This window comes from Acuticoccus yangtzensis, assembly GCF_001927245.1.
GTDB lineage: Bacteria > Pseudomonadota > Alphaproteobacteria > Rhizobiales > Amorphaceae > Acuticoccus > Acuticoccus yangtzensis.
In genome coordinates this window covers 1-20,511 of record NZ_MJUX01000015.1, presented here as the reverse complement: position 1 = coordinate 20,511, position 20,511 = coordinate 1, and the positions used below count along the sequence as shown (strand labels likewise).

The 20,511-nt window shown below is 66.1% G+C and carries 16 protein-coding genes and 1 pseudogene; 11 read left to right on the top strand and 6 right to left on the bottom strand.

Translation table 11 applies throughout. From position 1 onward, the window contains the following. Positions 1–28 precede the first annotated feature (28 nt). Positions 29–1,090: an acyltransferase family protein gene (locus BIX52_RS21790; protein WP_139312847.1), complete on the top strand. Its 1,062-nt coding sequence runs from the start codon at positions 29–31 to the stop codon at positions 1,088–1,090. On the opposite strand, the gene BIX52_RS21785 is transcribed toward BIX52_RS21790, so the two are convergent. Continuing rightward, entirely contained in the window at positions 1,057–2,358 is a 1,302-nt protein-coding gene (locus tag BIX52_RS21785; RefSeq protein WP_075223216.1) for a glycosyltransferase, read from the bottom strand. The two genes, BIX52_RS21790 and BIX52_RS21785, sit on opposite strands and share 34 nt — an antisense overlap. 219 nt (positions 2,359–2,577) lie before the next feature. Here BIX52_RS21785 and BIX52_RS21780 point away from each other — a divergent pair, with 219 nt between their 5' ends. Then, entirely contained in the window at positions 2,578–3,420 is an 843-nt protein-coding gene (locus BIX52_RS21780) for an FkbM family methyltransferase (RefSeq protein WP_075223215.1), read from the top strand. A 69-nt stretch (positions 3,421–3,489) separates the two neighbouring features. On the opposite strand, the pseudogene BIX52_RS21775 reads toward BIX52_RS21780, so the two are convergent. The 4 genes and pseudogenes from BIX52_RS21775 to BIX52_RS21760 all read right to left on the bottom strand — a co-directional run bounded on the left by BIX52_RS21775 (position 3,490) and on the right by BIX52_RS21760 (position 8,136). After that, positions 3,490–4,460: pseudogene (locus BIX52_RS21775) on the bottom strand (UDP-glucuronic acid decarboxylase family protein). Positions 4,461–4,677: 217 nt separating this feature from the next. Next, the gene (locus BIX52_RS21770) at positions 4,678–5,550 is read right to left on the bottom strand and encodes a glycosyltransferase family 2 protein (protein WP_075223214.1); all 873 of its coding nucleotides are present in this window, start codon (positions 5,548–5,550) and stop codon (positions 4,678–4,680) included. A 39-nt stretch (positions 5,551–5,589) separates the two neighbouring features. Next, positions 5,590–5,970 (bottom strand): putative colanic acid biosynthesis acetyltransferase, encoded by a 381-nt coding sequence (locus tag BIX52_RS21765; protein ID WP_211098217.1) that lies wholly within the window; start codon positions 5,968–5,970, stop codon positions 5,590–5,592. Between the two features lie 276 nt (positions 5,971–6,246). After that, a complete protein-coding gene (locus BIX52_RS21760; protein ID WP_075223212.1) occupies positions 6,247–8,136 on the bottom strand; it encodes a metallophosphoesterase family protein in 1,890 nt (629 codons plus the stop codon). Between the two features lie 197 nt (positions 8,137–8,333). Between BIX52_RS21760 and BIX52_RS21755 the strand changes: the two genes are divergently transcribed. The 5 genes from BIX52_RS21755 (at position 8,334) to BIX52_RS21735 (ending at position 13,376) form a co-directional block, all read left to right on the top strand. After that, a complete protein-coding gene (locus tag BIX52_RS21755) occupies positions 8,334–9,284 on the top strand; it encodes a tripartite tricarboxylate transporter substrate binding protein (protein WP_075223211.1) in 951 nt (316 codons plus the stop codon). Between the two features lie 2 nt (positions 9,285–9,286). Then, complete coding sequence (locus BIX52_RS21750; protein WP_075223210.1) at positions 9,287–9,769, top strand: tripartite tricarboxylate transporter TctB family protein; 483 nt, start codon at positions 9,287–9,289, stop codon at positions 9,767–9,769. A 6-nt stretch (positions 9,770–9,775) separates the two neighbouring features. Beyond that, entirely contained in the window at positions 9,776–11,302 is a 1,527-nt protein-coding gene (locus tag BIX52_RS21745) for a tripartite tricarboxylate transporter permease (RefSeq protein ID WP_075223209.1), read from the top strand. Between the two features lie 9 nt (positions 11,303–11,311). Beyond that, a complete protein-coding gene (locus BIX52_RS21740) occupies positions 11,312–12,079 on the top strand; it encodes a GntR family transcriptional regulator (protein ID WP_083660688.1) in 768 nt (255 codons plus the stop codon). A 280-nt stretch (positions 12,080–12,359) separates the two neighbouring features. Beyond that, complete coding sequence (locus BIX52_RS21735) at positions 12,360–13,376, top strand: acyltransferase family protein (RefSeq protein WP_205647882.1); 1,017 nt, start codon at positions 12,360–12,362, stop codon at positions 13,374–13,376. 43 nt (positions 13,377–13,419) lie between these two features. Here the strand turns inward: BIX52_RS21735 and BIX52_RS21730 are convergent, their stop codons facing one another. Then, positions 13,420–14,514: a glycosyltransferase gene (locus tag BIX52_RS21730; protein ID WP_075223207.1), complete on the bottom strand. Its 1,095-nt coding sequence runs from the start codon at positions 14,512–14,514 to the stop codon at positions 13,420–13,422. 495 nt (positions 14,515–15,009) lie between these two features. Between BIX52_RS21730 and BIX52_RS21725 the strand changes: the two genes are divergently transcribed. The 4 genes from BIX52_RS21725 to BIX52_RS23835 form a co-directional block, all read left to right on the top strand. Then, a complete protein-coding gene (locus tag BIX52_RS21725) occupies positions 15,010–16,389 on the top strand; it encodes an AAA family ATPase (RefSeq protein ID WP_075223206.1) in 1,380 nt (459 codons plus the stop codon). Positions 16,390–16,680: 291 nt separating this feature from the next. Then, positions 16,681–17,739: a ParB/RepB/Spo0J family partition protein gene (locus tag BIX52_RS21720; RefSeq protein ID WP_211098216.1), complete on the top strand. Its 1,059-nt coding sequence runs from the start codon at positions 16,681–16,683 to the stop codon at positions 17,737–17,739. A gap of 683 nt (positions 17,740–18,422) precedes the next feature. Further along, positions 18,423–19,598 (top strand): replication initiator protein A, encoded by a 1,176-nt coding sequence (locus tag BIX52_RS21715; RefSeq protein WP_205647881.1) that lies wholly within the window; start codon positions 18,423–18,425, stop codon positions 19,596–19,598. A 120-nt stretch (positions 19,599–19,718) separates the two neighbouring features. Beyond that, positions 19,719–20,511: transposase (locus tag BIX52_RS23835; RefSeq protein WP_245803269.1), on the top strand; the 793-nt coding region annotated here is incomplete at its 3' end.

The window sequence follows — 20,511 nt, the reverse complement described above, 5'->3', positions numbered from 1 at the left end:
ATCCGACCCTCCTTAGCCGGACCGTGCCGTGACGACGCCAGCCTCGACCATGCCGCCCAAAATCGCGCCAGCAGCGAACCACCGGATCGATTGGCTCGACGGGTGGCGGACCGTCGCTGTGGGGATCGTGATCGCATCCCACCTGGCCCATGCTTATGGATGGGACGATGCGCCGATCCCCGGCAAGCTTGGCGTCTATATCTTCTTTGCGATCAGCGGTTACATCGTCACCCGTATCCTGATCGTCGAGCGAGACAAGACTGGCCGGATCGACCTCGCCGGATTCTATCGCCGGCGCGCACTCAGGATCCTGCCGCCACTCGTCCTCTATCTCAGCGTGGTGACGATCCTTTTCTGGCCGAACCTCGGTACCGCCAGCGGCGCTCTGCGTTCGCTCCTCTTCACCTGCAACATGGCGGTCGGGCCCGGGGACTGCGGCTGGGTATTCGGCCACACATGGTCGCTCGGGTTCGAGGAACAATTTTATCTCTTGATGCCGTTCGCCCTCGTCGGCATCGCAGGCTGGCGGCGAGGCGCCCTGTTCACGCTTGCCGCCGCACTCGCCTTCATCCCGTTTGTCTGGCCGGTGCATTTCATCGGGCGGATCGGGTTTATTCAGATCTACATGCTCCTCGGCCTCGGCGCGCTCTATGCTTGCCACGAGACGCGGGTCGACCGGCTGCTTTTGCGCATCCCCGCCTCACTCGCGCTCGCTGGCCTCGTATTCGCGGGTCTATGGGTGATGCTCGCGCCCGGCAAAGTGCAGATGCTGACCGGCCTTCTCGTCGCGCCCGCCGTCCTTGTCGGCGTCTTCGCGTTCCCGAAGCGTTCCGCCACGGCGCGGCGATGTCTCGCCTCCAGACCGATGCGAACGATCGGTCTCTACTCCTATACGCTCTATCTCTGGCAGCAGCTCGCGCTGTCGCACGCTCCATGGAACACCGGCTTCATGCCCGTCCTCGCATTGGGCGGAGCGCTGGCGATCTCCGCACTCTCCTACCACACCCTTGAAACCTGGTGCCGACACCTCGCGCACCCAAAACCCGGCAGACCCAACTACCCCGCCAGGCGCTCGAACAGCGCCGCGTAGCGCCCCGCCACCGCCTCGGCCGTGAACGGAGCATAGGCCGCCGGATCGGGCGCAGAAAAACCGGATCCCTGATCGGCAACCGCCTCCAGCGCCCCTGAAAGCGGTTCCGTCAGCGCACCAAGCTCGGCAGGATCCTCGAACGCGAATGCACGGCCGCCGCCCGCCGCCGTCAAGATCGCGTGTGCCGACGAAGCGGCGTGGAACAACGACACGAAAGGCCGCGCCGCCATCAGGTTGGGGTAGATCTTCGAGGCCGTATAATGCGGCTCGTCGGAGCCGACCAGCATCAACCCGTCGGCATTGGCCAGCAAGGAGAGCGCCTCCAGGAACGGCACCCGGCGCGGCGTCTCGGCCACGAGGTGGGCCACGCCAAGCTCCCGCGCCAGACGTGTCGCCGGCCCCTCCCCCGACGCGTCCGGCTGGTTCGACGTGCCGACGAAGTTCAGCGTCAGCCGCGCGGCAAGGTCGGGCCGGCGCGCCGCGAGGCGCCCCGCCGCCGACAACAGCGCCGCCATCAACGGACCCGAGCGGGGCATGAACGTGCCGACATAGCAAAAGTTCAGCCGCGCCGGATCGAGCGGATGGATCAGCGCCGCCGGCGGGGCCGCCCGTAGAGCGTCGAAATCGTCCGGGTCGCCGCCGATCGGGATCGCCTCCATGGGGACGTTCGCCAGGAATGGATAGCGGTCCCGCATCTGCCGGTTCTGCTCGTCGGACACGGAGGTGATCGCATCGGCATAACGGACCGCGCGCGGCTCCAGAAGCGTTGCCAAACGGTGGGACAGCCCCCCTTTGGAGAGCGCCGGCCGCGCCGCTCCCGCAGCCGAGACCCACGGATCCTGAAAATCGAGCACGACTTTGAGGCCGCGCCGTTTGAGCCGCCGCGCGAGGAGCAGGGGGTAAAAGGGGGAGCCGGTCAGGAGGACCACGTTCGCCCCGGTCCGCTCCGCCGCCTCTTCGAGAGCGCGCCCGAACTGGCGATAGCCCCGCAGTCCAATATCACCGATCCCGATCCGGCGGGTCAGACGCGCCGGGATCGCACCTGTCGCCACCTGCTCGAGGCGCGCCGGCACCAGCCGGGCAAGGTCGTCATCACCGCTCTCGGTGGTGTGGGCCGGATCGGCCCGCACCACCACCGGCCGCCATCCATGGAGGGGCAGCGCCTTGGCCAAATGGCGCGCCCTGTGCACGCCGGCGAGGGACGACGGCGGGAAGTGCGGCGAGAGGATGAGGACGGTCCGCGGATCAGAGCAATGTTCGGTCGGCATCAGGCTTCCGTTGTGTCGGACGCGAACCCAACCTCTAACGCCGCACGAAACGATGGCAAACAACCGCGCTTCGTCAAATACATTAAAACAATGCTTATGAGACGGCGACAGCGCCGCGCAAGGACGATTCATTCCCAAACTGAAAAGACCGAACAGACCTATAACGACCCGGCGCTACGGGGCATAGTGCAGCAGCATAGGACACACGGCTGAAGTTTGATGCAGCGAACGATCGACTTTATTTCCAACCATCCGCTGACCCGAGACAATCCCCTACCGGCTTTCGCACGACTGGCGGGATGGCAGTTGAGGAGCCGGTTGGCTCGAGACGTTACAGTGCCCTGGATCGAGGGAGCCAAGCTCGTCGTCCGGCGCGGCATGACCGGAGCGACAGGCAACATCTATTGCGGATTGCACGAGTTCGCAGACATGGCGTTCGTTCTCCATATGCTGAGACCCGGCGACCTTTTCGTCGATGCCGGCGCCAATATCGGCTCCTACACGGTGCTCAGCTCGCGGGTCGCCGGCGCCAAGACACTTGCCATTGAACCAGACCCCGACACGATGAAATCGCTTGCACGCAACGTTGCGGTGAACGGCATCAATGATCGTGTCGAGCAGGTCCAATGCGCGCTTGGTGCGGCGGAGGGCACGATCTCATTTACGGTCGGGCGCGACACGACGAACAGAGTCGCCCAGCCTGATGAGGACAATGTGCAGGCCGTGCCTGTCGCCAGACTCGACACCCTTCTGGCCGGCCGCGCACCCGTTTTGGTCAAGATGGACGTCGAAGGTTATGAGGCCGAAGTTCTGTCGGGCGCCCGGACAATGCTTGCCGATCCGACCCTTCTTGCCGTTGAGAGTGAAGCCGAGTCGCCACAGGTCGAGGCCATTTTTGCAGAGGCCGGATTTGTGCGCCGGCACTATAATCCGCTCTCGCGAACCTTCGACACGGCGCACGTCGGCGCCGGCGGCAATGCTCTTTTCGTACGCGATGAGGCCGCCTGCCTCGCCCGCGTCAGGTCCGCCCCGAAGCGGCGTATCCTGGGTCAGGATGTGTGACACGGAGACTGCGCCACCAACCCCGCGGATCGAACTCCGGCGGAAACGGCGTGAGCCCCCGTCGCGCCCCTACACCAGATCCAACTCACCAACCCGCTTGCGAAAATACGCAATCGTATGGTCGTGTCCCTCATCGAGCGGCACCTTCGGCTCCCAGCCGAGAACCGCCTGCGCCTTGGTGATATCAGGCCGCCGCTGCTTCGGGTCATCCTGCGGCAGAGGCCGTTCCACCAGCTCAGAGCGGGCGCCGGTTTTCGCGATGGTCTTCTCCGCCAGCTCACGGATCGTGAACTCGTCCGGATTGCCGATATTGATCGGCCCCGTCACCTCCGGCCCGGTTTCCATCAGGCGGATAAAGCCCTCGATCAGGTCGTCGACATAGCAGAAGGACCGCGTCTGCGAGCCGTCGCCATAGATGGTGATGGGCTCACCCGTCAGCGCCTGCATGACGAAGTTTGAGACCACGCGCCCATCGGCATGGTGCATCCGCGGCCCATAGGTATTGAAGATCCGCACCACCTTGATCTGAAGCCCATGCTGGCGGTGATAGTCGAAGAACAGGGTTTCGGCGCAGCGCTTCCCCTCATCGTAGCAGGAGCGCGGGCCGATGGTGTTGACGTTGCCCCAATATTCCTCCGGCTGCGGATGGACGGAAGGATCACCATAAACCTCGCTGGTCGAGGCCTGGAACACCTTCGCCTTCACCCGCTTGGCGAGGCCCAGCATGTTGATCGCGCCGATGACGGAGGTCTTCGTCGTCTGCACCGGGTCGTGCTGGTAGTGGATCGGCGACGCCGGGCAGGCGAGGTTGTAGATCTCGTCACCTCCACATAGAGCGGGAAGGTGATGTCATGCCGCAAAAACTCGAAGCGCGGCTCGTTGTGCAGGTGGTCGATGTTCCGCTTAGTGCCGGTGAAGAGGTTATCGACGCACGGCACCTCGTGACCCTGCTCCAGCAACCTGTCGCAAAGGTGCGAGCGGAGGAAGCCGGCACCGCCGGTGACGAGGATGCGTTTGCGGGACTCGTAGAGACGGGTCATAGACTGGGATCCGGGCTGTCCATGGACGGTTTTACCATGGTGTCCTTCTGAACGGCACGAACTGTCATAAATTGACGCTTGATCGTCCGGTTAGACGCGACCATCGCGGCGCACCTCGCATCACTTCGACGATGATGGAGCCCCAACAGACGGCGCCGAACACGCTGCGCCCTCGGGCGCAGCAAACCACCATCCAGCCCCACAGGCCTCGGCGCATTCATGCCGCCATATCCTCACGGCTCGAAGCGGACGGCGCGGCAGCGCCCACCCGGCGCGCCTCCGCAATCAGACCGCGAATGGTGTGGAAATACCATGCCTTGTAGAACGCGTGGGAGAACCCGGCCGCCCCATCCAGGAACCCGCGCTTCGCCCCATAGGTGACGGCGAAGTAGAACCACGGATACCACCAGCGCGACAGGTTCCGGTACTTGAACCGCTGCCGGCCCGTCAGATGGCCCGCCTTATCCAGCCCCGCCTCGTGCAGCACCGCATAGCGGCGCGCCTCCCACTTCGCATAGTCGACATGGCGGGCGATATATTTCTCCAGCCCGCGAAAATCGCGATGGTCGATCCGCACGGGGATCTCACCCAGCGAACCGGCCAGCACCGGGTGCTCATGGATCTCCATGTCGAGCGAAGACCAGCCGTCCTCCTCGATCCGCTCATAGAGCCCGGCGCCGACCTTCATCAGTGCCAATTTTCGCTGCGGCACACCGTGCTTCAGCTCCACACCTTGAAAATAGTTGGTGTAGTTCAGCCAGAAGCCGGCATGCGAGGTGTCCGGCAGCACACCCGCCAGCGCATCGCAAAAGGCGTTCGGCACATGCTCGTCGGCGTCGAGGAACAGCACCCACGGCGCGGCGAGGCGCTCGTTCATCAGAACGTGGTTGCGCTTCTTCGGATAACGCCCGTTCCACTCGAACTGGACGATCCGCGCCCCCGCCTCCCGCGCAATCCCAAGCGTGCGATCGGTCGACGCGGAATCGACCACCAAAACCTCGGCAAAGCGGTTGAGGCGGGCCAGGCAGGCGGCAAGGTTCGCCTCCTCATTGCGCACCGGAACGACGACGGAAACCGGAAGATCCCTCACGGCAGCCCCCCTACGCCGCGACACGCCGGACAGAGCCCATCAACCCCGGTCCATCCGCCGCGTCCCCACCGTTCGCGCCGGGTTGCCGACGACGATCGCCGCGGCCTCCACGTCGCGCATCGCCACCGCGCGGGCGCCGACCACGGCCAGCTCGCCCACGCTCACACCGGGGCCGACAAAGGCGTCGGCACAGATCCACGCCCCCGCCCCGATCGTGACCGGCGGCTTCAAAAGCGGCATCGTCGGATCACGAAAATCGTGCGTCCCGGCGCAGATGTGGGCGCCTTGGGAAATCGTCGCATCGGCGCCGATCATGATCGGCCCCAGCGCATAAAGGATTGCCCGTTCGCCGACAGCGGCCCTGTCCCCCACACTGAGGTTCCACGGAATGGTGATCGCCACCGACGGGGTGATGTGCACATCAGACCCGATCCGCGCCCCGAAGGCTCGCAATATCGCGCGCCTGAACCCCCACAAGGGCCGAGGCGACAGGCGAAAGAGCGGGAGAATACAGGCAAACAGAACACGCCCGACCTGCTCACGGCGCGTCCACTTCCTCATCGAGCGGTTGGCTTGAATGTCGAGGGAGACAGGCGGAACCATGAATTGAGAAATAAAATGGATGCCGGTCGACCCTAGTGTCCCTCCCCCCTCTCAAGCAACCGATTTATGGGCCGATTCCCACGCGAACGGCCCTCAAACCGCCGCCTCGTGCCGCCGGGCGAAGGCCATGCTCGCCGCGGTGGGGTTCATCCGCCGGTCATAGAGGCCGAAGCGGGGGAAATAGCCGCGGTCGATGTCGGTGAGGGTGTCGAGGATCACCTCGCCGCCCGCCGGCAGCAGCGCCGCCGCCTCCAGGGCGTCGCAGGCGAGCGCCGCGGCATCGGCGCGGCTCCCCGTCAGCGCCGCCGGGTTGGCGCCCCCCATCTTCACCGTCAGGCTCAACGACAAGCCGCGCGGGGCGGTGGCGCCAATCAGCGCCTCGATCACCCCGGTCGGCGCCTCGCCGCGCACCGTCTCGAACACCACCCCGTCGACGAAGGGGACGGCGCCCGCCACCAGCCCCACCTCGTCCAGAAGGCCGAGCGCCCCCGGCTCGAACCCCTGATCGATGACATGGGCAAAGCGCCCCTCCACCGAGTGGCCATGGTCGGCGGACGAGCGCAAGGGCGACAAGAAGACCTTCAACCCCGCCCTCTTCAGCGCGGCGAGCTCTCCCGCCTTCCCGGCAATCTGGGCCTTGGGCAGAATGATCGTCACCTGGGAGAGCACGTCCGCCGCCCCCGCGAGCAGCGCATAAGTCGCCGCATCGGGAAGGCCGAACAGGAAGGTGGAGAAGGTGAAGCCGTTGGCGGCGAAGGTGCGCATCCGGGCGCGCGTTTCGGGGTCGGCCACGTCCATCAGCGGCACGCGCAGCCGGTTCAGCCCGGTTTCGATCAGCGCCAGCAGGCGATAATCGTCGCGCGCGGGCTTGCGGCCGAAGGCGTCCACCACGCCCGAATAGGCGACCTCCAAGGGTTTGGCCCACGGGTCGCGCAGCTCCACCCCGATCGGCAACAGACCGCCCAGACGCGGATGCAGGCGCGGCATCCCCCTCAGTAGGGGCGCCCCCGGCACGGGAAAAGCCTCCTCCCCCACCGCGTCCAGCCCCGCCTCGCTCCCGGCCCTCTCCCCCTCGGCCAGCGTCTCGCCCTCCACCAAGGTCTCGCCGTGGGTGCGGATGTGGTGGACCACATGGCCCGCCTCGAACACCTCCACCAGCGCAAAACCCAGCTTGTCCCGGTCGTTGCGGCCGAACTCGTCGCCCTCCGGCGGCGGCGCCTTGAACAGCTCCGAATAGTCGAGCCGCAGCGCACTCACCGCGGGCAGAACATAAAGATCGGTCGGCCCCTCCCGGTCGTAGAAGAAGGTGTGAACGTGGGCCGACATCCAGCTCTCGGCCCCATAGCGGGCGAGAAGATCCAGCATCCGCCCCCGCCCCGGCTCGGCGGTGTTGTCATAATGCTCGGCCTCGTCAGCGGCGACGAGGCGCAGCGGCTGATGACCGAACACGAAGAGCCGCTTGTCCTGGTGCGCCGCAAGCTCGGCCTCCAGCCACGCCCACTGCGCCGCCTCCCGGTCGCTGCCCGAATTGATGATCTGGCTGTTCACCATCACCACCCGCATCGGCCCGTGCGTGAAGGCGCCATGATCGGCCCCGAACAGCGCCTCATAATGGGCGACGAAATCGTCGGTGCAGATCTTCGCCGGCGTCCACACCATCGGCTTGTCGCCGATATCGTGGTTGCCGGGGATCACATGAAGCGGCGCCTCCAAAGGGGCCATCAGCTGATGAAAGCGGTTGGCGGCGGGCACATAGCCCGGCTGATCCGGCGTCGGATGCACCATGTCCCCCAGGTGGATCACGAAGTCCGGCGCCAGCTGGTTGACCCGCGCCACCACCGCCCGCACCCGGTCATTGGCCAGCCGGTTGGACACCCAGGGCGAGGGCGTCACCCCGTCCACCGGCCCCACATGGGTGTCGGCGATCACCGCGAAGCGGGCCAGGCACGTCCCGGAGGCGGGGCTCACAACCGGCTGAGACATCAAACATTTCTCCCATTGGCGGCAGCGCCGCGACACCGCGCGGCGCGCCGCGAAGGCGGCCCGAAGCCGCCACTGCCCAAGACGCAAGCATGCTTGACAAAGCGCCAAGACATTATGTTTTCATAATGACATTAGGTCTCGGCGTCGAGACCGCGACGCGGCGCGCCAAACCCGGCGCCATCATGAGGAGCGTAGGGATGTTCAAGACACTCGTCGCCGCCGGTGCGGCACTTCTGGCCACCAGCCTCGCCACCCAGGCCGAGGACTACCCCGCCAAACCCATCCAGATGATCGTGAACTTCGGCGCCGGCGGCTCCACCGACACGGTCGCCCGCCTCCTCGCCGAAGCGCTCGGCAAGGAACTCGGCGGCACCGTCGTCGTCTCCAACACCGCCGGGGCGGGCGGCACCATCGGCCTCGCCGCCACCGCCGAGACCGAGCCCGACGGCTACCATATCGGCACCGCCAACATGCCCGCCCTCGCCATCGTCCCGCAGATGCGCGAATTGCCCTATACGCCCGAGGACGTGGTCCAGATCGCCGGCGTCATGCCCTACGATTACGGCATCTTCGCCAAGAAGAACGCGCCCTACGACACCTGGGAAGAGCTGGTGGACTACGCCAAGGCCAACCCCGGCACCGTCACCTATGGCAGCGTCGGCACCGGCACCACCAACCATCTGATGATGGAGCGCCTCGGCAAGGAGCTCGGCATCGAGTGGCGCCACATCCCCTTCCAGGGCGGCGCCAAGGCGGTGGCGGCCCTCGTCGGCGGCCATGTGGACCTCGTCAACAACACCATCGGCCCCATCCTCGCCCCGGTGCAGGCGGGTAAGGTGAAGCCGATCCTCGTCACCAGCGAACGCCCCTTCCCGCAGCTCCCCGACATGCCCGTCGTCACCGACAAGGGGATCGACTTCGCCCAGGTCTCCTACATGTCCATCGTCGCCCCCGCCGGCATCGATCCCGAGATCCGCGCCACGCTGGAAGCGGCCCTCAAGGTCGCGGTGGAGGACGAGGGCGTTCAGGCGGCCGCTGCGAAACTCGACCTCTTCCCCGCCTTCGTGCCCGGCGCCGACTATGAGGCCGACCTTGCCGAGATGCGCGCCGAATGGGGCGCCCTCCTCACCGAACTCGGTCTGAACTAAGGATGGCCCCGGCCGCCGCGCCGCCGGACCGCTCCGAGCTCTTCATCGGCCTGGGATTCGCCGCGCTGGCGGGCCTGTGCCTTGCCGTCATCCCGCGCGCCATCGGCCCTTATGGGGCGGAGGCGACCATCCTGCCGATGATCGGCGCCGGCGCGCTCGGCCTCTTCAGCCTCCTTCAGATCGGCGCCGCCCTCCTCGGCCGCGGCGCGAGTGACGAGGCGCCCCCGCCGCCCCTCGCGCCGCCCCTCACCCTGGCCGCGTGGCTGCGCCTCGGCGCCGCCGCCGGCGTGGTGGCGCTGTCGGCCTGGCTCCTACCCGTCCTCGGCATCCTCCTCACCGGGGCGGCCATGCAGATCCTGCTCTTCCTTCTCATCGGCATCCGCCCGCTGCCCGCCATCATCATCGCGCTGGCGGTGACGGCCGTCCTCTATCTCGCCATTCACACCGTGCTCGGCGTGCCGCTGCCGGCCGGACAGCTCTGGTAGGGCCCCTTGGACTTTCTCTCCGCCGACGTCCTCGCCTCCGCCATCTCCACCGCCTTCCTGCCGGCGAACCTCCTGGCCGTGGCGCTCGGCGTCACCGCCGGGGTCATCCTGGGCGCGGTGCCGGGCCTTTCGGGCACCATGGCGATCGCCTTGATGATCCCGCTGACCTTCCACTGGTCGCCCCTCTTCTCCATCGCCATCCTGATGGGGTGCTGGAAGGGGAGCGTCTTCGGCGGGTCGATCTCGGCGATCCTCCTCAACACGCCCGGCACGCCCGAGGCCGCCCCCACCGCGCTCGACGGCTACCCGCTTTCGCAGCAAGGCAAGTCCATGCAGGCGATGACGATGGCGCTCGCAGCCTCCGTCATCGGCGCCCTCTTCTCCGATGCGCTCTTGTTCGTGGCCGCCCCCGCCATCTCCGAGTTCGCGGTCACCTTCGGCCCGGCGGATCTCGCCTCGCTAATGCTCCTTTCCCTCGTCATCGTGTCCGGCACCGGCAGCCGCTCGATCATCAAGGGGCTGATGGCGACGGCGCTGGGGCTTTATCTCGGCTGCATCGGGCTTGACCCTCTGACCGCCGAGCGGCGCCTCACCTTCGGCGTCCTGCATCTCGACCAGGGGCTCGATCTCCTCGCGATGACCATCGGCCTTCTCGTCCTGTCGGAAGTCTTCGTGCAGATGCGCGAGGAGCTCTCCAGCGCCGCGTCCGCTGCGAAACCCCGCCTGCCCCTGAAAGGCGCATGGCTGAAACTTGCCGACCTCAAACGCGCCGCCGGGGTGATCCTGCGCTCCAGCATCATCGGCTCGGTGTGCGGGGCGCTGCCGGGGGTGGGGTCCATCACCGCCGCCTTCATGGGCTACGACCAGGCGCGGATGACCTCCGGCCATCCCGAAACCTTCGGCAAGGGCGAGTTGAAGGGGGTCGCAGCGGCCGAGTCCGCCAACAACGCCGTCTGCGGCACCGCCCTCGTGCCGATGCTGACCTTGGGCATTCCGGGCTCCCTCTCGGTCGCGATCATCATGGGCGCCTTCATGATCCACGGCCTGGCGCCGGGGCCGCTTTTGATGTCGAGCGAGCCGGCCTTCGTCTATTCGCTCTTTCTGCTGCTCCTTCTGTCGGACATCCTCCTCTTCCTCATTCCCCTGCCGCTGCTTCCCTTGGCGGCGCGGCTCAGCACCATTCGCCGGGCCTATCTCCTGGCGCCGATCGCCTTCTTCTGCTTCGTCGGCGCCTACAGCACGAACCAGAGCCTGTTCGATGTGAAGGTGATGGTGGTGTTCGCGGTGATCGGCGTGTTCTTCAAGCGCTGGGGGATCAGTCCGGCGGCGCTTTTGATCGCCTTCATCCTGGGGCCGCTGGTGGAGAACAATCTGCGCCTGGCCTTGATGCTGTCGGCGGGTGACCCCACCGTGTTCGTCACGCGGCCCTTGAGCGCGGTCTTTTTGGGGCTTGCCGTGGTGGCGCTCGGCGTCATGACCTTCCGGCGCAAGCGCCCGGCGGCTGCGACGGTGCCCGAGACTGCGCGGGACTAGAGGACGAGAATGAGCGTTGAGGAGACCCGCCCCCGTGCGCCGCAGGGCGGCCGGCGGCCCGGCGATGTGAAGCTCTATGCGATCGTGTGCGACCGTCTGCGCCGGCAGATCCGGTCGGGGCAGCGCACGTCGGGCGACCGGCTGCCCTCGCTGGAGGCTCTGGCGCAGGAGTTCGGCGTTTCGCTGATCACGGTGCGCCACGCGGTGTCGATGCTGGAGGCGGAGGGGCTTTTGGAGCGCCAGCACGGGCGCGGCACCTTCGTCGCCCACGGCCCCAATGCGCGCCAGTGGCTGGCTTTGTCGACCACCTGGTCGGACCTCATCGCCGGCTACGAGAAGCAGCGGGGGCTTCTGGCCAACGAGGTTCTGATCCTGCGCCACGGGCAACGCCTGCCGCTGTCGCCGGACGAAGCGGCCCGCAGCGTGGCGGACTCCTACGTCTTCATGCGCCGCCTCCACCGTGTGGAGGGGCTGCCTTATGCCTACACCGACCTTTATCTCGACGCCGAGGTGTTCGCCCGCGACCCCGCCGGCTTCCAATCCGAGATGGTGCTCGCCGTCCTGAGCCGCCTCCTCGGCCCCTCCCTGGGCGGGGCGTTCCAGACCCTCACCATCGGCGCCGCCGACACGATAATCGCCGATCTTCTCGGCCTTGCCGTCGGCTCCCCCATCGGCGAACTTTTACGGACCGTGGTGAGCGACGACGGCCGCCTCCTCTACCGCGGCCAGGTCATCTACCGCGGCGACCTCGTCCGGGTGGACACACGGCTGTTGTGAGGGGGTGGGTGTTTCGCATGCGAAACGGTGGTGCCATCAGCGCGGAAGTTGGTCCACCTGTGGCCATGCCCCTCCAATTAAATGTGAATAAGCCCTCCCTTTCGGACCAGACTATTCGTTACTTATGCAGCTCAATGCTGCTTCCCATGTCAGTCAATTTTCGATCATAATTGTTTATAGAAAGTAGGGCGCTGGATCTATGACAACGCCATCGGCATGCCCCAACGATACGAAGAAATCCTCGTTGAGACCGAGAAAAATCATTAGCAAACGGGTCAGCTTGGCGCTCGATCTCGCGCGCTGCAGCGCAGCGATATATGTAATATTTCACCATATCGCACAAACACATGAAATAACTGGTCTAATACGGTTAATTTTCAGTTTTGGTCAAGAGGCCGTACTCGTCTTTTTCGTGCTGAGCGGCTTTGTAATATTTGCCAATGAGCACGGAAGAGCCATTCCTCCTCAAAACTATTACATGCGCCGCATCCGGCGCATCTACCCGACACTCATTATCGCTTGCCTGATTGGTGCTGTTGTCGCTTTAGACAACGGAAACCTCGCGGCGATCATGGATTGGCGCCGCCTTTTTGGAACTTTGGCGGGACTTCAAGATGTTTCAGCACTGAAACCCGGCGTTATCGTCGATCCTTACGCAGGAAACACGCCGCTTTGGTCACTCTCATACGAGATGTTTTTCTATCTCATCTTTCCCTTAGCCCTCATGTTATGGCATCGAATGCCACGGTCATCCAATTATATTATTGGCGTAATTTCTTTCGCATCGTTTGCGTTTTACATCCTCATTCCTAATCATCTCTCGCTTGTTACAGCCTATTTTCTCGTCTGGTGGTGCGGCGCAATGGCAGCCAACGCCTATCTCTCTGGTGCACGCAACGCATTGGCACTTACAACGCCCCTTCTTTGGTTGTCCGCCTTGACGGGGCTGGCTGTACTGAATGTAACTTGGCAAGGTTTTAGCAGCTTTGGCACGTACCCGTTCCTTATGGTTCGCCATTTCGTAGTGGCAATTTTTCTGATTATTTTTTTCTTTGGCCCGCTTGGCGTGTGTGCAGCGCGGATTTCATGGCCGGCCGCAAAGCCAATAATATTTCTTGCATCCATATCATACGGACTATACGCGTTCCATTACCCCATACTCATACGTTGGGACCGCGCCGACTCCGCAATTGGAACCGTACTTGCAGTAATATTTCTTATTGCATTTGCGATCGCCGGCGATCGCTGGACTCAAAAATACTTGCCGCGGTTTATTGGCACCGCATCTCGCTCATGAGGTGCAACGATACTGACTGGATTCAACTCGCGCGAAACACCCCTCACCGCAGCAACGGCGCAAACGCCGCGCCGACCGCCCCACGAAACGCCGGAAAGCCGTACCGCTGAAACGTCCGCGCGGCGAGATCGGCGTGGGCCGCATCGTCCATCCCGAGCGCCGCGTCGAGCGCCTGCGGGAACGCCGCAGCGAACCCCTCCGTCGTCGTCAGCGTGCCGAGCGCACCGTCGTCCAGCGCGTCGGCCACACCGCCGATGTCGAGGCCGATCACCGGGGTACCGCACGCGGTTGCCTCCAGGTAGACGATGCCGAACCCCTCCCCCGTCGACGGCAGCGCGAAGAGGTCCGCCGCCCGGTAAAGGTGCGGCAGATCCTCCTGCGCCACCTTGCCGAGGAACCGCACCCGGTCCGTCACACCATGCTCGCGGGCCAGTGCCTCCAGCCGCGCCCGGTCGTCGCCCATGCCGGCGATGAGGTAGACGACATCCCGCCCCGCCCGCGCCATTTCGGCAATCAGCGGGATCACCCGGCCGTGCCCCTTGTAACCGCCGCCGCGCGTGTCGAGCCGCCCGACGGTGAGCACCACCTCGGCGGCCCCGCCCGCGAACCGCGCCCGCGCCGCCGCCCTGTCGCCCAGGCTGAACGCCGGATTGACCGTGTTGTGGACCACCTCCACCCGCGCCCCATCGACCCCGACGGCGCACGCCCGCTCGCGCGTATCGCGGCTGACCGCGAGCACCTTGGTGGAGTTTCGCAGCGCACCGGCGTGGGCGGGGCTGACCGTGCCCCACATCTCCGTGCCGTGCAGCTGGCTCACCACCGGCGCGCCGACGAGACGCCCGAGCTGCACCGCCAGCGGCCCATGATACAGATGCCCGTTGAAGATGACGTCAGGCCGCCATAGGAGCGCTTCCGCCAGCGACGCCCCCGCATAGGCGAGCTTGTTGTGACGCGGCCGCCGCTGCACCAGACCGGCCGGCAGCGGCTCGTGCTCCGGCTCGGCCAGACGCGGCAGCACCCGCACCTCGTGGCCGAGCTCGGCCAGCGCCGTCAGAACATCGCGATTATAGCAGGCGATGCCGCCATAGCTGCCGAACGCATCGGTCACCAGGGCCAGGATACGGGACGGTGCGGCCATGGTGGAGCCTCGAAGCACGGAGCGGGGTGGGGCGAAGGCATGGCCGTTCGCCTGCCTTCATCGCGTTGATCCATCTGACCTATCGCGAAACGGGGGTGGGACCAATCCTGTCGCCGCTGTGCCGGGGCGAGACGCCCAAGCCCCCGGCGGGCTCTGGCTCACCAACGATCAGGGATCCGCCTGATCACTGGACCCACCTTCGCCCTGCACCGCATGGCAGAGACCGTGGCACACCATCAAGGGCAAGCGGCTAAAGCCGGCCTGCGGCCCCTTGATGGCGTACCACGGTCTCCGCCAAAGGATTTGCGCGAAGGCGGCTCCAGCGATCAGGCAGAGCGGGCCCGAGGTGCGTGAGGCCTCGCAATGGGCACCCTCCCCTTTCACGCCTCCTCAACACATCGCGTGTTTTCTCCCATGTATCGCGTCTGGTGGCATTTGGCCTGAAACGCGGCACATGGTTCAGCGCACCGTCAATGAAGGAGCGAGCGGCCGGATATGAGCGACACGCCCCCCTACCTCGGCATCGACCCCGACACCGCCCTCGCCGACCTCGGCGGACCCGCCACCACGGAGAGTTTCGCAGCGGTCGCCAAGGCCTGCGCCGCCGGGCGGGAGGATCTGACCTCGCGCGGCATCGAGCAAGGCGGCACCCGGCGGCTGCGGCCCTTCTCGACCTGGGAGATCACGCGCTATCTGATCCCCGTCGCCCCGGCCCACTTCCGCCGCGTGCTGCGGGCCAACCCGGAGCTGCCCCAAGGCGTGTCCGAGACCGAGGGCGGCGCCAAATGGTTCAGCCTCGACGAGGTGCTGAAGCTGCGCGCCCACTTTGGCGCCGAGGGGTCGAAGGCGAAGAATTATCTGCCGTGGCGGCCCGCCGAGCTGCCGGCCAAGATCGTCTCGGTGGCCAACTTCAAGGGCGGCGTCGGCAAGACCTCGACGGCGGCCCACCTTGCAATGTCCGCGGCGCTCGACGGCTACAAGGTGCTCGTCATCGACCTCGACAGTCAGGGCTCGATGACCTCCATTTTCGGCGGCACGGTCGCCGACGAGTGGGACACCGTGTTCCCGCTCATCGCCCGTCACTATGCGAAACATCTGGAGCGCGAGAACGCGCAGCGCAGCGCGCGGGGCGCCGAAACGGCCCCTCTCGACGAGACGCTGACGGAGGCCCTCACCGTCACCGCGCAGGATCTCATCCGCCCGACCCATTGGCCCAACATCGACCTGATCGGCGCCCAGCTGAACCTTTATTGGGCCGAGTTTCAGATCCCGGTCTGGCGGATGGCGGCGGGCGGCTGGCCGCTGTGGGACGCGCTCAGCGACACCCTCGCCGCCGACGGGGTGCTTGACGAGTATGACATCGTCTTCCTCGATACGCCGCCGGCGCTGGGTTACCTCACCATCAACGGGCTGTCGGCGGCGGACATCCTTTTGGTGCCGCTCGGCGCGTCCTTCCTGGAGTTCGATTCCACCGGGCGCTTCTTCGACATGCTGCACGCCACCTTCCGCTCCATCGAGGAGGGCGAGAACCGGGCCGCCCGCGCCCTCGGCCGTCCCGAGATGGCGTTCCAGTGGGACGCGGTGCGCGCCGTCGTCACCCGTTTCGACGCGGCCCAGCAGGGCGAATTGGCGTCCTTGATGCAGGCCTATCTGGGCCGCACCCTGAGCCCCCACCGGCAGGATTTCACCGCGCTGATCGGCCAGGCGGGCGAGCAGGTACGCGGCATCTACGAGGCCGACTATCGCGACTTCAACCGCGAGACCTATGCGCGAGGCCGCGAAACGTTCGACGCCACCTACGCCATGTTGAAGGCGCTGATCCTGGGGGCCTGGCGCCGCGACGAGCTGGCCGCGACCAAGGTGGCGGCCGAATGAGCGCCGGGGTGAGGGGGGTGCCAGTGTTTCGCATGCGAAACGCCAGCTGGAACTTGTTTCGCGCGCGAAACGCTGAACCGAGATTGTTTCGCTTGCGAAACGGGGCAGTGTGGTCCGGTGGTGCGGGGAAACTCGGTGCCCAGTGTTTCGCGTGCGAAACGCTAACCGAGACCTGTTTCGCATGCGAAACACCCCGTGGGACTCGTTTCGCACGCGAAACATCCAACCAGCGTTTCGCAAGCGAAGCGCTTCGTCGCCCGGCCCCCCGTTGCAGCCGCGAAAGGATCCGCCGTGGCCAAGCGTAAACGTCTCACCCCGGCCCGCTTCGAACAGGACGCGCCCGACGAGATTGCGTCGCTCCCGGAGGCGCCTCTGGCGCCCCAGGCGGTGCCAGAGGCGCCAGAGGCGCCAGCGCCGGCCGCGGAGCATGAACCGGCGCCCGAGACCAAGAGTTTCGCGCCGATGCGGCGGCGGCCGCCGATCGCCGGGGTGGCGGGAGAGGCGGCTGCCATCGCGGCACTCAACGAGATGGGGCAGGGGCTGGAAGCGGCCCGCGCCGAGGGGCGGCTGCTGCTGCGCATCCCGCTCGACGACATCGACGCATCCTATCTGGTGCGCGACCGCATCGCCATCGACGAAGACGAGATGGAAGCGCTGAAGGAAAGTCTGCGCCGCCGTGGCCAGCAGACCGCCATCGAGGTGGTGGATTTGGGCGAACCCAACCGCAGGGGCCGCTGGGGACTGATTTCCGGTTCGCGACGGATCACCGCGTTACGTCGCATCGGTCGCGGCGACGTGCTGGCCGCGGTGCGCCGTCCCGAAACCGCCCGCAATGCCTATCAGGCCATGGTGGAGGAAAACGAGATCCGCGCCGCCTTGTCCTTCTATGAGCGCGCCCGCATTGCGGTGAAGGCGGCGGAGGCGGGGGCTTATCCCGACGCGCGGACCGCCTTGGCGGAGCTGTTCGCAGCGGCCAGCCGGGCGCGGCGCTCGAAGATCGGCAGTTTTATTCGCATCGTCGAGGCGCTGGACGGGGCGCTCTCATTCCCGCGCGCCTTGACCGAGCGTCAGGGTCTGGCGCTCGCCAAGGTGCTGGATGGGGAGGAGGGGGTTTCGGCGCGAATCAGGGACGCCTTGCAGGCGGGGCGTCCACAGGATGCGGCGGGGGAGGCGGCGATCCTCGCCTCTTTCATCAGCCCGCGCACGGCGGCGAAAGCGGCACCGCGTGAGGAAGAGCTACGGCCTGGCCTGGTGTGCCGCGAAACCGAGACCGAATTGGTGCTTCGCGGTCCCGCTCTGTCGGAGGCGGTGAGGGACGAGGTTCGGGCGCTTTTGAGGGCGGTGAAGTGAGGTGTTTCGCATGCGAAACGGGGCGCCATTTCCCCTTGTGTTTCTGTGTTTAAAGAGTGTTTCAGTGTTTAGGGCTTTTTTCGGTCGGATAAGCGGCTGAAATATAATCAAAATTCCGGGTGATTTGGGCCAAAATGGTGGGTGATTCCCGACAAAAGGGTGTGTGATTCCCGAGTCTGCGGTGGGTGGATCCCGACAAAAGGGTGGGTGAATCCCGAGTCGCATTTTGCTCCGGTGGGTGAATCCCGAGTGTGCCGAGAGGGCTCGCAAAACGGTGCTGGTGGGTGAATCCCGAGCCGGTTTCGGCATGGATATGACCTTTGCGTCAGGATAGTCCGTCGATGAGGCCGCGAAACGGGGTCGTCCGATGGCGGGACGGTGGGTGATTCCCGAGTCGCCGGTGGGTGGATCCCGAGTCCGTCAGGCGTGGGGTTTTGCGAAAAACGCGGCTGTTTTTGCGGTCTTCTGAGGGCGGTCGAGCGGGGAGGGGGCATGCGCCTTGCACGCGAGTATGACAGGGAATGGGCCGCGGTGGGTGATTCCCGACAAATTGCTAGCCTTTCCGATGAGATCGGATAGGTTGGGCTTTGGATTTTGACGGCTGTGCGCCTTGATGGTGGGTGAATCCCGACTCTTGAGGGCGCGGAACGGGCGGCAATCCGCCGGGGTAGGGGAGAGATGCAGTGGCAAAGCACGGCAGCACGGTGGGTGAATCCCGACAGTTGACCCTTCTGGACCCCGCCCGGCCCGACTGGGAGGCGGACGACATCGCCGCGGTTCAGGCCGATCCCCCGCTCGATCCGGGGCCCGGCCCCCTCAAGGCCCCCCGCACCATGCAGGGCGACCTCTTCGTGTGCGACCTCTCCGACGTCATCCTGAAGGACGACATGGCGTCGATGGAGCACCCCTTTTATTCGCTCACCAAGAAGCCCGACCGCGAGCCGCGCCGCTACACCTATGGCAACAAGTGGATCGAGTTCCGCCCCTCCGTGAAGGGGCTGCCGACGATCTACGACAAGGACCTCATCATCTACGCGATCAGCCAGATCATGGCCAAGCACGAGGAGGGGGAACCGCTGCCCAAAACGGTCGAGATCGACCCCTACGCCTTCCTCGTCTACACCCAGCGCGGCACCGGCGGGCGGGATTATGACGCCTTGTGCGACAGCCTCGACCGGCTGGACGGCACGCGCTTTCGCACCAACGTGGTGTTCGAGGGGACGCGCAAAGACGAGTGGATGGGCATCATCGACCGCGCCGCGCTGGAGACCGACGAGAAGAGCGGCAAGCCGCGCTCCCTGCGCATCACCCTGTCCGACATGGTGCTCGAGGCGATCGAGCGGCGGGCGGTCCTGACCCTCCACCGCGATTATTTCCGCCTGAAGCGCCCGGTCGAGAGGCGCGTCTACGAGCTGGCGCGCAAGGCCGTGGGGCAGCAGGACAGCTGGAAGCCGTGGCCCTTGTCGCGGCTGCACCAAAAGTCCGGATCGCGCGCGACGCTGAAGGAGTTCCGGCGGTCGATCAAGGAGCTCGCCCGCACCGACCACCTGCCCGACTACCGCGTGGTGTTCGATGAGGCGGAGGACACGGTGACCTTCATCAACCGCGGGACGATGCCGCGGCGTGGTGCCGAAGGGGCGGGGGGCTTGGTGACGGCGGATCTCGGCACCGACTGGCAGCAGCTTGCGCGGGACAATGCGCCGAGCTGGGACCCCTACATGCTGCGCGAGGAATGGGAGGCCTGGTGTGCCAAATCCGGTGCGAAATCCGGCGCCAAGTCCCGGAGGCCGCTGAAGAAGCCCGCCGCCCACTTCGCGAAATTCTGCCGGACTTGGTACGAGACGCGCGGCGCGGCGTGAGGGGAGGGGCCTTTTGGTTCGGCCTCGCCGGGTGATCGGGCCACGGAACCTTTGTGGCGCGCACCGGCCCCGCCGAACATCCATGCGGCTGGGCTGTTCACCCTCTGAGGAGGCGGATCCATGGCTCTATGGATTGTGATGGGGTGCGCGGTCCTTGCCGGGAACGCGCTTCTGGTTGTCGCGCTCATGGCCGGATCGCGCCGCCGCAAGACGCTCGCCCGGATGGCGGCGCAAAATGGCTGGACCTTCGCCGAGGAGAAGCCGGGCGGCGGACGCGGCAGCCGGCTGGTCCTGTCGGACCCCGCCGCGCGCTGGACCGTGACGATCTATACCCACGCCTCCCGCAACGGCGGCAGCGCATCCACCCGCTGGACCCGCTTCGAGCGGCCCGACCTCGGCGTGCCCGGCGCGGCCGTTCTGGGGCCCGCCTCGCCGCAGCAGGCGGCGGCCTTCGCCGAAAAGGTCATGGGGAGCCTTTCGGGGCGCGTCCTCGGCCGTCTCATCATGGGCCTCGACGAGGCCGGCGTCGATCTTGCCCGGCTGACCCATGTGGCCGAGGTGCCCGGGACCGCGGGGACGCTGTTCGCCACGCCTGAGGCCCGGCATGCTCTGGACCCCGTCATCGGCCACGCCGCCCTCAGCGCCGCGCGCGCAGGCTGTGGCGAGATGGATCAGCCGATCGTCTCCCGCAGCCCCGGCGGTTTTCGCATCCGCGTCCGCCGCGCGCTCTATGAGCCGGCGGATCTCGCCGCTCTGGTGACGCTCGGCGAGGTGCTTGCGGGGATCGGCGTGGCGGAGCTGTGCCGCAAGCACGGGATCAGCGATGCGACCTTCTACACCTGGCGCAAGCGCTACGGCGGCATGGAGGTCTCGGACGCCAAGCGGCTGAAGGCGCTGGAGGATGAGAACGCCC

Coding starts and splice junctions, on each gene's coding strand:
- BIX52_RS21760 (WP_075223212.1), bottom strand. CDS start 8,136: ATGTCTCAGCCGGTTGTGAGCCCCGCCTCCGGGACGTGCCTGGCCCGC.
- BIX52_RS21785 (WP_075223216.1), bottom strand. CDS start 2,358: ATGCCGACCGAACATTGCTCTGATCCGCGGACCGTCCTCATCCTCTCG.
- BIX52_RS21750 (WP_075223210.1), top strand. CDS start 9,287: ATGGCCCCGGCCGCCGCGCCGCCGGACCGCTCCGAGCTCTTCATCGGC.
- BIX52_RS21725 (WP_075223206.1), top strand. CDS start 15,010: ATGAGCGACACGCCCCCCTACCTCGGCATCGACCCCGACACCGCCCTC.
- BIX52_RS21780 (WP_075223215.1), top strand. CDS start 2,578: ATGCAGCGAACGATCGACTTTATTTCCAACCATCCGCTGACCCGAGAC.
- BIX52_RS21755 (WP_075223211.1), top strand. CDS start 8,334: ATGTTCAAGACACTCGTCGCCGCCGGTGCGGCACTTCTGGCCACCAGC.
- BIX52_RS21730 (WP_075223207.1), bottom strand. CDS start 14,514: ATGGCCGCACCGTCCCGTATCCTGGCCCTGGTGACCGATGCGTTCGGC.
- BIX52_RS21740 (WP_083660688.1), top strand. CDS start 11,312: ATGAGCGTTGAGGAGACCCGCCCCCGTGCGCCGCAGGGCGGCCGGCGG.